Genomic DNA, 12,495 nt, shown 5'->3' with positions numbered 1-12,495 from the left:
TTTAGTTATCGTTGCTGGTAATAATGTTGTGAAGCGTTTGTTTTAAACTTTCTAATTGCTCTTTTTTTTCATCCAATTTTTGATAAGTGTCTTTTAATAATGGATTTTCTCGCGACGCATTACTAAAGAACGAAATATTGTTATCCAATTTAACAACTTCAGCTTCTAGATCAGAAATTTGATTTTTAATTTTTCTTGCTTTATCTGTTAATTGATTTTCTGTTAGATTTTCTTCATTTAAGTCAAACTCATTAATTTTGTTAAGTTTAAGCTTATCTCTCAACGTTTTGTTAAACTCTGTATTGATGCCTAATTTATCTTTCGGAACTTTACCGATGGCATTCCATTGGTTTTTGATTTGCTCAATTTTTTCGATGCTACCTTCTTCGTTAGAAATCGTTTTTAATTGATCTAAAAGTGCACGTTTATTTTTGAAATTGTCTTTCCAATTGTCAGTTGTTGCGTTGTTTTTGTCACGGAAGTTTTTGAAAAACGTGTTACAAGCCTCACGGAATTCGTCCCAAACTTTATTGGCTTGTGATCTTGGTACATGTCCAACATGCTTCCAATCTTCTTGTAGTTTTTTGAAAAGCGGGACAATAGTTTCCCAATCTTCCGATAACATATTGTCTTGCGCCGTTTTTATTAAAGCTAATTTCGTTTCCAAATTTTTAATTTGAGAATCTTTTAAGTTTTTATAAAAACTATTTTTAGCAGTGTTAAAAGCACGAAGATTTTGTTTGAAATCTGTCCAAGTTTGATTAGAGACTTTCTTTGGAACACTTCCCGTTTTTAAAAATTCAAGACGAAGATTTTCAACAGTTTTAATGGCGTTTTGCCAATAATTGTGGTTGACGTTTTGGTTTGGTGAAGCAAGTTTTTTTAATTCTTCGATAATCTCGGTTTTCTTCGCAAGATTAGCTTCTTGATCTTTTTCTAAATTAGCAAAAAGTTCAGATTTTCTTTCGTGGATTTTTTGCGAAATATCTTTGAATTCTTCCCAAGTTTTTTCACGGAATTCTTCTGCAACTGGCTCTGCTTCTTCTTTCCAAAGTTTGTGAAGATATTGTAACTCGTTAAGTGCTTTTTGTACCAAAGGCTCATTAAGAAGCTCTTTGGCGCGATCAATAATATGATTTCGTTTTTCCAGATTGTGGCTGTACTCTTGCTCAAGATATTCTTTGTTAAGATCTAACATCTCGTTGAACATCTTTAGATGGTGGAAATAGTTGTTATTCAGGTTTTTAAATTCTGATTTTGCAACTTGTCCAGCATTAGACCAAGCTTCTTTAATCTCACGAATCGCTTTGAAAAGGTTAGTGCCTGCCTCGGTATTGGTGTAAAGATTTTTTAATCTTTCGATGATATCGTGACGTTCTGCTAAGTTTTTAGAATGTTCTTCTTCTTGCTTTTTGTGGAAGTCATCCATTTTTTCCTTATAAATGTTGACTAAAGCAGAAAGGCGCGACGCCTTTGGATGTTGATAACTGAAGTTGGTCTCGTCGTTACCTTCTTCTGTGTATTGATGTTTTTTCTCTTCAATTTCGTCATGAATATGAAGATTAGCAGCATCTCTCAGTTGTTGGAATTTTCTCGAATGAGAGCCAGCGTCTTTTAGGTTGACAATTTTCTCCAACTCGTCCAATATTTGATCCAAAGACAAGGATTCTATCGGATTTTCTTCGGGCAAAGCTTCTATTTCTGCTTCGTAATCGATATCATCGTGATGATGATTTTGCTCCGAATTGTTTTGAGATTCATCTAAAGATACTTTGTTTTCTTCATTTTCAGGATTTCCAGTCTCTGTTATCATAACCCAACTTTTTATTAGAATAAGAACTTTTTATCGTACTAAATTAATTTTTTTTTATGGAAATAGCCAACTTTTAAGGCTTTTTTATTAAATCCTTGATATTTGAAACGATTTTTAAAAGCTATTTTGTCCAAATTGACCAAGCTTTTTCCGCTTGTTGTTCTAGCATATAATAGCCATTCATGGTTGTAGCGCCTTGTTTTCTAGCGTTTTTAATGAAAGACGTTTCGGTCGGATTGTATATCAAATCAATAATATAATGTTGATTAGTTAAAGCCTCGAAAGGGAATTTTATACAGTCATCAACATTAGGAAAAGTGCCAACTGGCGTACATTGTACAATTAAAAAATGTTCTGAAACAATGTCCGATGTGAGGTTTTCAAAATTTAATTCAGATTTTCGAGAGACCGTTTTGTACTCGATGTTATGTTTTTCAAGAATAAATTTAACGGCTTTTGCAGCACCGCCATCACCCAAAATAAGAGCTTTGGTATGATGTGGTTTTTTATGAATTAAAAGACTTTTTTCAAATCCAAAAGCATCGGTATTAAAACCAATTTTTTTGTCAGCAATAATTTTGACACAGTTAACGGCGCCAATTTTTTCGGCTTCCTCACTTAATTCATCCAAGAAAGGAATAATCGCTTCTTTATAAGGAATTGTTACGTTGAAACCTTTTAGCGCTGATGTTTTAAATAAATCGCTGATTTTATTTAAATCTTGAACATCAAAAAAGTTGTACGAATGATTTTGTAAGAATAATTTTTTGAATTTTTCTTCAAAATATTTTTTTGAGAAAGAGTAGGAGATGTTTTTTCCTAAAAGTCCAAATTGCTGCGCTTGATTCATAGAGTAAAGTTATAAAAAAAGACCGAAGAAATCTCCGGTCTTTAGTATGATTATTTTCAATATTATTCAACAATAAATTTAATTGAAGAAGTTGAAGTTTTTAAAATGTACATTCCTTTTGGCAATTTGTTCAAGTTAAGTTTTTGCTTGTTTTTAACTTGGTTAAAGTTTTGAACTTTTTGACCGTTAAGGTTGTAGATTTCTATATTTTCTGAAGCTTTGATACCTTCAACAAAAATCTCTTGGTTTTTAACAGGGTTAGGATAAACTTTAATTTTGTTATCAGCGTTTTTCACTTCGTCTGTTGCCATTTTAGTATAACAAGTCCAAGATAAGTTGTCAAGGGACACGCGATTACTTGCGCTTAGGTTTTGATCAAGAATTTCTAATTCTACATTTCCTTCAATATTAATATTAGAAATAGTGTAAGTTTTTTTGCTTGTAGAATAATCGATTGTTCCTACTTTTTGACCATTAACTAAAACACTAAGACTTCCAGCTTTATCTGTCCCGAAAGGCAAATAGGTTTTAAGAGAAAGACTTCCGATACCTCCAGTAATTCCTGTTGCTTTTAGATGTCCAGCATTAGTACCACCAGTTTTGATGTTGATTGCTTTGTTAGTATCACCATCGATATAGATTTGTTTGTCAGTTCTTGCATTAGTTGCTTCGTAGATAACGCCATTAGTCGACCATTCTCTTAATGAATAAGCTGATGCAGGTGGTTGACTAGGAACTGGGATGTTGTCGAAAGTTTCGGTACCACAAGTTGTTCCTGTGTTGCCACCATCGCCGTCGCCATTTCCGTTAGATTTTGTTGTTACTTCTATTGTATTACTGGCACCAGATACGTTACCCGCGGCATCTTTAGCTTTAACAAAGAAAGTATAAGTTGTTTCTGGCGCTAGACCTGTAATGTTGATGCTGTTATTAGAAGCAGTTTGTACATATTCATTATTCATGAAAACTGTATAGTTAGCTACACCAACGTTGTCTGTAGAAGCTGTCCAAGTTAAATTAGCGGCAGTTGATGTAATATTGCTAGCTGCCAAATTAGTAGGAACAGTCGGCGCTTGTGTATCGGTAGATGTTCCACCGTTAAAAGAATCTGGCCAAGTATTTTGTGCATCTGGACCTCCCCAAATAACTGTTGCTAAATAAGGATTATCGATGAAAGGATTTCTGTTTCCTTGTTTGTTAGCAACGATGTTGTTACGTTGTACTTCGAAAGCCGAAACTGGATCTTCGATGTTCCATTTTAATAAAATATCTGGAAAGTCTGAAGAGTAAGTGCTAGGTCCCATTGTGATGTTAAGTGGCTTACATCTATCTTCGTAGCGCACATACATATACATAAGGATTCTTGCAACATCGCCTTTCCACTCGTCGCCTGGATACCAACCTCCACGATTAGACTTTTGCGCCATTGCGCCCACACCATCATCGAAAGAAAGATTTCCTCTTGTGCTATTAAGCGATATGTCAGCTGGACGTAAGTGGTGACCATCAGCACCAGGACCAGAAGTGCCTAAGTTAGGTGTACCTTTAGATTTAGCATATACGTGTTCTCTATTCCAAGATCCGTTGATGCTTCTACTTCTTTGGTGTGTGCCAGTACTTTGAGATCCGTAGATCAATAAAAGATTACCAGCCACATCTTTGTCAACGTCACTCACTTTTAAAAGGTCTTGAAGTTGAGAGTAAGTGATCGTTGTCGTGTGAGTACTGGTGATAGTTGTTGCTAACTGGCTTTTCATTTGATTACCAGTTGCCTTAAAATCGACCTGGTTATAATAAGCAGGTGCCGATTGCGCATTTACTACAAAAGTAATAATGGATGCTAAAAAAGATAGCTTTAGTTTCATAAACTCGATTCTTATTTTAAGCTTGTTATATTGTTGCGATAATATTATTGTTGTTGAAGATATTAACCGAATCATTAAAAATTGCCTTTTCAATCTCTTTTTCAAATTCTAAAAAAATAATTTCTTTAAATAGATAAAGCTTTGCGTCTAGAATATCTTTAGTTGATTGATTTTCAATTTTAATACTAATTGGTGGATCGACTAACACGTCGTTTTTCCATTTTAAATCTGATTGAGAAAATTTAAAAACTTTCGCAAATAAACCTGGATGATGGCGGCCAGCACCAGCAAAAATTCTGTTCTCAGACTTGTCGATAGCGATAACGTAAAGAGGTTCTTTTGCACCACCTATTTGATTAACGCCTTTTCTTTGACCGATTTTAAAATGTTCGATACCATCATGACCTCCAATCAAAATGCCGTCAAATAATGAATACTTAGGATTTTCTGCTTCCCACGTAAGCTCAACTTCTTTACTTTGGAATTCAGGTTTCTGAAGTCTATAAAGTGTCGAGTTTACAGGGATTTCGACAATTTGACCTTTAATATTCATTTCGATTTCAATATTTTTTTTGAAAGGGCATCAAAGATAAACAATATTTTTTATTTGTAAAATGCAGAATGTTATGGTTTTGTGAATTTTTAAAACACAATTATTTTTTATTTTTATTAAATCTGCAAAGATGATAGATGAAGTTAAACAATAGCTTAATAACAAAATAAAAAAGCATCCAGAAAACTCTGAATGCTTTCGAAATATTATTTAAAAAAGAATTATTCTACGATGAATTTTGTATTTAATTCTCTCGTTTTTAAAATATAAATTCCTTTTGGTAAATTTTTAAGTTGGATTGTATTTCCATTTTTGAATGGTTGATCAATCTCTTGTACGCGTTGTCCTACCATATTGTAGATCCAAGCTTTGTCATATTGCTTTAGATCATTACCTTGAACAGTAATTATAGAGCTAGATTTAACTGGGTTAGGGTAGATTTTGTATTTATTAGAAAAACCAGCATCTTCAACAGCAAGCGGCGAAATTCCCCAAACTCTAGTTACAAACTCTGGATTGTCGATGTACGGGTTTCTGTTGTTTTGATATAAATATGTAGCATTGTTACGATCTAGCTCAAATTGAGATACTGGATCTTGTTGGTGCCATAAAAGAAGTGTGTTAAGCTCCCATGTTTGTAATCCAGGGAATTTTGTAGTTGACAAAATTTGATTTGCTTTGAAGCCAGATAATTTATCTTCATATCGCGTTGCAAAGTATAAAACCATTCTTGCAACATCACCTTTGAACTCGTTGATAGGCTCAGCCACAGTTCCTGAGTAACCTGGAGATGTAGTAGATCCTACTTTTGTGCCATTTTTAGAAGTATAAGATGCGTTTCCAACTTTTCCAAAAGGATAATTGCTGCGCATTCCGTTTACTTTACCATCCGTTGGACGGATGTGGTGCATATCAGAAACCATTGGTGAAGCTTCGCTAAAAATACTTTGCGGCACAACGTGCTCTCTGTTGTAGCAATCGCCTTCAACGGAATAACTTCCACATTTTTTCTGCCCGTGATTATAGTTGTACGGATCTTTCCCGTTAGGGTCTTCAGAATACATGTCTAGAACAGTGCCATCATTTTCGTAACCAGCAGCCGAATATTTGTCAGTATCTGTTGATGGATAACCGTTATACAAGTTGTCATAACTTTTAGTAACATAACCAGCACTAATGATAGCACTTAATTTTGTTTTAAGAGCGGCTCCAGATAATCCATCTGTACCATTGTAATATCCTGCTGGGATTTGCGCTGATGCAAATCCAAATGCAGCTAATCCTAATAAAAGAGAGATTTTTTTCATTATCAATAAAATTGGGCGGTAAAGGTACAGAATATTTTAAATTAACAACTTAAATTTTCATTAAAATTTAGCGTTTTAGCTTTCTAGAAAATATGTAAGCAACTAATAATCCGAAAGATAAACCAACTGCGGAAACAATTGCATAGTTGAAAAGAGTAATCTTGACAGGGAAAGGGAGATTCTCGCCAGCCATAAAGAAGTTAGTTTGTATCTGTACAAAACATAAAATTGTCCCCACAGCCAGACCTAAAATTACACCAATAACTACAATTAGTAGACCTGTGTTAAAATATGTTGTATTAAGATCTTTTTGCGTAAAACCTAACGAGCGAAGTGTTTTGGCTTGTGGCGCTTTATCTAGTTGCAAAATAATAACAGCTCCAGCCAAATTAAATGTTGTAATGAAAATCACCAATGAGAATATCAAGTAGATCATCAATTTTTCGGTGTTAATCATTTTCCAAAAAGCTGCATTCTCTTCAGATTTTGTACTTATTTCGACTGTATTTTTCAGTTGATTTAATAAGCTTAATTTAACTTGGTCTGCTAATTCTGGATTTTTAAGTTTAATAACAACTTCATAAGCGGCGTCTTTTGGAAGATTTAATAACTGTTGAGATAATTCAATTGGCGCAATAATATAATTGTTGAGTTGATCATTGCTCGGGAAAATCCCAGTAACATAAATTTCTTTTCTGTTAAAAATGTCATCCTCTTGCTGGATAATACCTTTCCCAGCTTTCGGCATATAGATGGTCGCAAAATCTTGCGAAGAGTTAACTGGTATCGCCAGACGATTGTCAAGTTGACCTTCCATCAAAACTTCGTTAGAATATTCAAAACTTGGATAAGTCCCGTATAACACTGTTTTGTTGATAGGATTTACGAGTGTATAAGCCGAATCTACACCACGCAGATAGGCTATTTCACCATTATCTTTGTAATTGATGTAGACTTTTTCTTCTATTAGTTTAGAAAAACTTTCGACATTAGTATTCGATTTTAGAAGACGATTAATGTCTTTAATGTTTGTAAGCGTTTTTCCGTTTTTACTTTTAATAGTGAGATCCGCATGTAGATTTGCAATCATATCGCTGTTAATATCTTCTAATGCAGAAAATACAGAGACAATTACAAACATCGACGCCACCGCAATCATCATCGCAAAAGCAGCAAGCCAAGTGATGAAAGTTACAGCATGACTACCTTTTTTAGCAGTAATGTAACGCGATGCGATATAAAGCGGATTATTTCTCACAAATCTTACAAAATAGGATTGTCGCCTTCGCCTTTTAGTTCCTTTTCGATACGTTCTACATCGTCAAGACTTGTGTCAAGATAGAATGATAAATTAGGAATAATACGCACCTGTTTGCCCATTTTTTGCCCAATAAAATTACGATACTGGGTTTTATTTTCCTCAATCTCCTTCATAATTGGTTTGCGCAATTCCGCAGGGAAGATGCTCAAATATATCTTAGCAATACTAAGGTCGGTAGTCACTTTAACGTCGCTAACGCTAATTAGAAAATTCTGGTTACTATCTGCAGATTGTTTTCTAAAAAGCTCAGCAAAATCCTCTTGTATAATTTGTGCGACTTTTCTTTGTCTATTACTTTCGTTCATGGCGCAAATTTAATACTTTTGTTTGATATAATATGGGCGTGCCCCGTTGTTTTTCCAAAGCAAAGCCAGAAGCTTGCCTAGGCCAAAAACAATCGGGTCGGTCTGCGTGCAGTCGCTTTCCCCAATGGAGGCGGAGCCGCCACTGGGGAAGAGCTCCAACAATGCACTTCGCCCTCACGCAAACATAATAAGATCTAAAACATGAAAATAGAACATCTCGGCATCGCCGTCAAATCCTTAGGATTATCCGACGACGTATTCTCAAAACTATTAGGAAAAAACTCTTACAAGCAAGAAAGTGTAGAACGCGAAGGCGTTGTAACCTCTTTCTATCAAGTAGGTGATTCCAAAATAGAACTCTTGGAAGCTTCAAAAGAAGAAAGTCCCATTTCAAAATTCATTGAAAAGAAAGGAGAGGGGATTCATCACATTGCGTTTGGCGTTGACGACATCCATTCCGAAATTGAAAGATTAAAAAACGCGGGCTTCCAATTTATATCAGAAGAACCTAAAGATGGTGCTGATAATAAAATAGTTGTCTTTCTACATCCAAAATCTACAAATGGAGTCTTGGTAGAATTATGCCAAGAAAAGCCATAAAAAATTTGCATAGCACAGAAAAATTAGTATTTTTGCACTCACAAAATTTAACCAAATTTTGAGGCCCTATAACTCAGTTGGTTAGAGTAGCTGACTCATAATCAGCAAGTCCTTGGTTCGAGCCCAAGTGGGGCCACATATTTTAAATCAAGCACTTACAGAAATGTAGGTGCTTTTTTTTGTCCTGAATTTTTTATTTTTGACTAATTTAATAAGGGATTAAATAAAAATACCTCCTAAAATAGGAGGCATTTATTTGTTGATAAAATTATAATAAAATAGAGTTTAGTTATTAATTTTAACCATGTTGTACCATTACAACCTTCGAAGTTTTTATTGACAATATCGTAACGAATTGTTCCTTCGTTATCAACATTACAAGTCGAAGAGGAACCTAACTTTACAGAGCCATTAACTTATAACTGAGCATCTGCTTTTGTGGTTTCAAAATTTGAGATATTAACACCAATCTTTGCATTTTTCAAAACCACAAGAGCGTTAGATTTTGCTAAAGAGTTTCCATTTCCAACTGTTAATAATCGTTCTGAGGTTGCAGTAGAATTTTTAGCAGTATTGTAACGTCCCATTGCGGTTTATACTTGATCATAAGCAATTGTATAAGAACCCTCCGACGTTGATGATACGCCTCGAGCTTCTGTGTAGTATCCCATCGCTGTTGCATACTCAGCTAGTGTTTTATTTCGCGCTCCCATTGCAATACTGTAGAGTGCTGTCATTGGTGTGCCTGCAACGCCTGACTCGTTGTAACCCCCTAATGCGGCAGAATAGTTTGCGTCTGATTTATTCATTAAACCTAATGAAGTGGATGCAGTTCCATTGGCTTCTCCGGTATTTCCAGCAATAAAACTGTCATTACCTACTGATTTATTTTTTGTACCGAATGATACGGATGAGTTACCAGATGCTATTGATGCATAACCGTAAGCAAATGAATATCGTCCTGATGCTGTAGATACATCGGGAGAAATTTTAAGACACCTATTGCTGTAGCATATGAATCAGATATCTTGTTGTTATATCCAGCCGTAAAAGTATAGCTATATCCTCCAGATGCAATGTTTCTTTCTCCTGCAATAAGGGATGTGTTTCCTGTAAGCTCATTATCGACACCAAGCACAGCATTTCAACTACTATTTGATAGAATTTTGTTTCGAGTTCCGTTGACAAAATTGGTACCTCTTTGGCCATCTGCTCCAGTTAAATCATTTGCATATCCATTCACAAGGCTTAAAATATGATTAACTTTATTATTTTCGCCGAAAACAGTTGTTAAAAATCCACTTGTATTTACAGATTCAGTACCCACTATATTGTCTTTTCCTCCAACCAAGGGATATTGTCCATTTGTTGTATTGCCGCCACCAAAAGCCGCAGAATTTATATTTCTTGCAATGTTTCGATTTCCCACTGCAATACAGTTTTGGCCAACTACCGCTATACTATTAGCACTTCCGACTCTTATTGAACCAGCAATATCTAGATCAGCACCGTTTGTAGTTTTGATTTTTTTTATTGCAACTGTTCCTTTTTGATAAATGTTTTGCGTATTCTCGATTGCAGATGTTGTTGTGTTTTTAATGTTCCATGGTTCTTGATATGGCAAGGTTGTGTTTGAATTAATTATTCTAATCCATTGACCATTAGTACTTTTTGTTTTGTCAAAATAGTAATAACCAATTTTTGTTACATTAGCGGTTTTATCGGTAGTTGCCGTCAAAGCTTCAGTAACATAAACGATTGCCGCATCTTGAGCATTTGTATATAAAGCGTCTTTTGCTTTTAAGTGTTCACCAGTTAATCGTGGTGCAATAAATCCATCTATCCGTGTAGTAATTGTTGGAGATGCGATAACGTCTAATGTTGCGGCAGGTGATGTGGTGTTAATACCTACACGCCCTTCTTGAGCAAATGTAAAAGTTGAAATTACGATGGATGATATAAGTAGAATATTTGATTTCATTTTGTTTTTTTTTAATTGAATAATTTGGCGAAATTACTTGTCATAGTAAAATATACTACAATAAAGGAGGTGGTCTTATATTAATGTTATTAAAGCAAAAACATTTGAAAACATTATCATTTATGTCATTTTTGAGACTTAAGTTTTTTAATAAAAATTTTGTAATTAATGGAAATACAAAAAATAATAGTCCAAGTAGAGTTTGAGTTGTAATCAATATTAACTGCCATTTTTCATTAAAAGCTCCCATTGAAGCAGTTGACTCAATGGGAGATAAATTAATTTTTGAAACCACTAATTTTTTTTAATCCCTTTTGGGATTTAGATTTGGAAATGGCTTCTATTGGGTTTTTGTGTTTTCTAGGTAATTTCTTTTCTTGAGCTTCCTTTCTAGTTACGAATGTATTGGCCGTTTCAGGATTTACATTTATACTCACAACGGCGCCATCAGTTGTAGTAATCTTAACATCTCCTGTTAAATAAATTTGTGCGCTACTTGGCGTTGAAAATAAAACCAAAAGGAAACATGTTAATATACACCTTGTTATTAAACAAAGTGAAAACATAGATTCTTTATTTTTAATGCTTTTCATCATTTGCGGCTTAGCTTCTTAATTTTTTACGCTGCAAAAAGATGAATTCTCTTCCTATAATAAAAGGAAAATAGTGCTGTTTAAGCGATTAAACAGCAATGAATAAATGATTGAAAAAAAAAGTTATTGTATTGATATTCAGTATTTATAAATTGTAAAATAGAATTTAATGCGTAATAATGGAAATGTTTTTCATCAATCTTCTAAATCTAACTTATCATTCAAATTATCAAGATGATAGTTAAGATCACTGACAGGAATTTGATGATGTTGCAAAGTTTTTATTAATTCCAATTTGACATATTTTTTGTAATCTTCATGAATAAAATCCAAATGCAGTCGAAACCAAGGATATTTTTCATTAATCGTTTGAAAAGCGTCCTCAAAGTTCTCGTATTCTGTGACAAAATCGCTCAAGATCTCATCAGCAATAGGATCGTATTCGTTGTGATAATAAAGAAATTTTTCTACTTGATTATGGTTTTCTCTTTCGATTTTTAAGCTTCCACCTTCGGATAATAATTTAAATACAAGTTCTTTCATATAAGCTAATTTTAGTTCCAGATGTAAAACTATTCATTTAAAAATAATAATTTATAATTGAGAAATTTGCATTATATAGCTTTAGCTGATTTTCAGCTTGTTAAATATTTTTTTTTTTAAAACTAAAATCAGATTTTTTATTTTCAATAAAGTCGAAAGAAAGAATAATGGTAAAAGTTGAAATATTAATCATATTACTCAAAATGAAAATGATTTTAAATTTAATTTAGAATAAGTTTTTAATTTTTTAATAAATACAAAACTGACAATTGTCATAGAATTTATTTATAATTATTTAACATTCTATTATTTGTATCTATAATCTTTAAGTTTTATTTTTGCATAAAATATCTGTAACAGCAGCTTATGAAACTGAGTAGAATATTCAAATTCTTTATTTTCTCACTATTATTTGCGACAATCAGTGTTTTTGGAAATTCTAATGTCTCCAAAACACCTGATTCGATTCTTTATGCTGAAGATACTATCGTTCCTGAGTTTTGTCAACATAGCGACAACGAGCAAGATATTTTTTCGGGCAACCGCACGGTTCCAAAAGTTTCAAAAAAGATAATTTATCTTGAAAATTTCTATTTTGACTTTTTAGAAGTTGAAAGTGATTACAACTTAACTTTTCTGACAAATGATAGTCCGCGACTTCATTGTGGCGTAAAATCTTTTCTCCATCTTTTACAGCTTTATTAGGAACTGTTTTTAATTCAATCTTAGATTATTTTAAAAGTATTTTAACCTAATTAAATTTC

General features: G+C 33.6%; 14 protein-coding genes, 1 tRNA gene and 1 pseudogene. 3 read left to right on the top strand and 13 right to left on the bottom strand.

Annotation, left to right across the window (positions count from 1 at the left end):
• Position 1: 1 nt before the first annotated feature.
• From AC23MB_RS07465 to rbfA, 7 genes are all read right to left on the bottom strand, one after another.
• Positions 2-1,813 carry a DUF349 domain-containing protein gene (locus AC23MB_RS07465; RefSeq protein ID WP_313028405.1) on the bottom strand — a complete coding sequence of 604 codons (1,812 nt, stop codon included), beginning with the start codon at positions 1,811-1,813 and terminating at the stop codon, positions 2-4.
• A gap of 121 nt (positions 1,814-1,934) precedes the next feature.
• Positions 1,935-2,663 carry a shikimate dehydrogenase family protein gene (locus AC23MB_RS07460; RefSeq protein WP_312322319.1) on the bottom strand — a complete coding sequence of 243 codons (729 nt, stop codon included), beginning with the start codon at positions 2,661-2,663 and terminating at the stop codon, positions 1,935-1,937.
• A 62-nt stretch (positions 2,664-2,725) separates the two neighbouring features.
• Positions 2,726-4,528, bottom strand: a complete 1,803-nt coding sequence (locus AC23MB_RS07455) for an endonuclease (RefSeq protein WP_487786886.1) — start codon at positions 4,526-4,528, stop codon at positions 2,726-2,728.
• A 25-nt stretch (positions 4,529-4,553) separates the two neighbouring features.
• Positions 4,554-5,081: a tRNA methyl transferase PRC-barrel domain-containing protein gene (locus AC23MB_RS07450; RefSeq protein ID WP_487786885.1), complete on the bottom strand. Its 528-nt coding sequence runs from the start codon at positions 5,079-5,081 to the stop codon at positions 4,554-4,556.
• Between the two features lie 221 nt (positions 5,082-5,302).
• The gene (locus tag AC23MB_RS07445) at positions 5,303-6,388 is read right to left on the bottom strand and encodes an endonuclease (protein ID WP_487786884.1); all 1,086 of its coding nucleotides are present in this window, start codon (positions 6,386-6,388) and stop codon (positions 5,303-5,305) included.
• Positions 6,389-6,455: 67 nt separating this feature from the next.
• Positions 6,456-7,646, bottom strand: coding sequence for an ABC transporter permease (locus AC23MB_RS07440; protein ID WP_313028414.1), 1,191 nt, complete (start codon positions 7,644-7,646; stop codon positions 6,456-6,458).
• A 5-nt stretch (positions 7,647-7,651) separates the two neighbouring features.
• Positions 7,652-8,014, bottom strand: a complete 363-nt coding sequence (gene rbfA, locus AC23MB_RS07435; RefSeq protein ID WP_313028415.1) for a 30S ribosome-binding factor RbfA — start codon at positions 8,012-8,014, stop codon at positions 7,652-7,654.
• 201 nt (positions 8,015-8,215) lie between these two features.
• On the opposite strand from rbfA, the gene mce reads away from it, so the two are divergent.
• Both mce and AC23MB_RS07425 read left to right on the top strand, forming a co-directional pair.
• Positions 8,216-8,614, top strand: a complete 399-nt coding sequence (mce, locus tag AC23MB_RS07430) for a methylmalonyl-CoA epimerase (RefSeq protein WP_313028418.1) — start codon at positions 8,216-8,218, stop codon at positions 8,612-8,614.
• A 62-nt stretch (positions 8,615-8,676) separates the two neighbouring features.
• Positions 8,677-8,750: transfer RNA gene (locus tag AC23MB_RS07425), tRNA-Ile, on the top strand.
• A gap of 280 nt (positions 8,751-9,030) precedes the next feature.
• Here the strand turns inward: AC23MB_RS07425 and AC23MB_RS07420 are convergent.
• The 6 genes and pseudogenes from AC23MB_RS07420 to AC23MB_RS07395 all read right to left on the bottom strand — a co-directional run bounded on the left by AC23MB_RS07420 (position 9,031) and on the right by AC23MB_RS07395 (position 11,731).
• Positions 9,031-9,201, bottom strand: a complete 171-nt coding sequence (locus AC23MB_RS07420; RefSeq protein WP_312322836.1) for a hypothetical protein — start codon at positions 9,199-9,201, stop codon at positions 9,031-9,033.
• A gap of 6 nt (positions 9,202-9,207) precedes the next feature.
• Positions 9,208-9,423 carry a hypothetical protein gene (locus AC23MB_RS07415; RefSeq protein WP_312322833.1) on the bottom strand — a complete coding sequence of 72 codons (216 nt, stop codon included), beginning with the start codon at positions 9,421-9,423 and terminating at the stop codon, positions 9,208-9,210.
• 117 nt (positions 9,424-9,540) lie between these two features.
• A pseudogene (locus AC23MB_RS07410) lies at positions 9,541-9,603 on the bottom strand (hypothetical protein); the annotation flags it as partial.
• Between the two features lie 155 nt (positions 9,604-9,758).
• Positions 9,759-10,595 carry a hypothetical protein gene (locus AC23MB_RS07405; protein WP_313029632.1) on the bottom strand — a complete coding sequence of 279 codons (837 nt, stop codon included), beginning with the start codon at positions 10,593-10,595 and terminating at the stop codon, positions 9,759-9,761.
• A gap of 278 nt (positions 10,596-10,873) precedes the next feature.
• Entirely contained in the window at positions 10,874-11,191 is a 318-nt protein-coding gene (locus tag AC23MB_RS07400) for a hypothetical protein (protein ID WP_313029630.1), read from the bottom strand.
• 192 nt (positions 11,192-11,383) lie between these two features.
• Positions 11,384-11,731, bottom strand: a complete 348-nt coding sequence (locus AC23MB_RS07395) for a hypothetical protein (RefSeq protein WP_312322824.1) — start codon at positions 11,729-11,731, stop codon at positions 11,384-11,386.
• A gap of 366 nt (positions 11,732-12,097) precedes the next feature.
• On the opposite strand from AC23MB_RS07395, the gene AC23MB_RS07390 reads away from it, so the two are divergent.
• Positions 12,098-12,436, top strand: coding sequence for a hypothetical protein (locus tag AC23MB_RS07390; RefSeq protein WP_313029628.1), 339 nt, complete (start codon positions 12,098-12,100; stop codon positions 12,434-12,436).
• The last annotated feature ends 59 nt before the right edge of the window (positions 12,437-12,495 follow it).

This window comes from Soonwooa sp. T0.1_25 (genome assembly GCF_057652215.1).
This window is presented reverse-complemented; position numbering and strand designations above follow the sequence as displayed.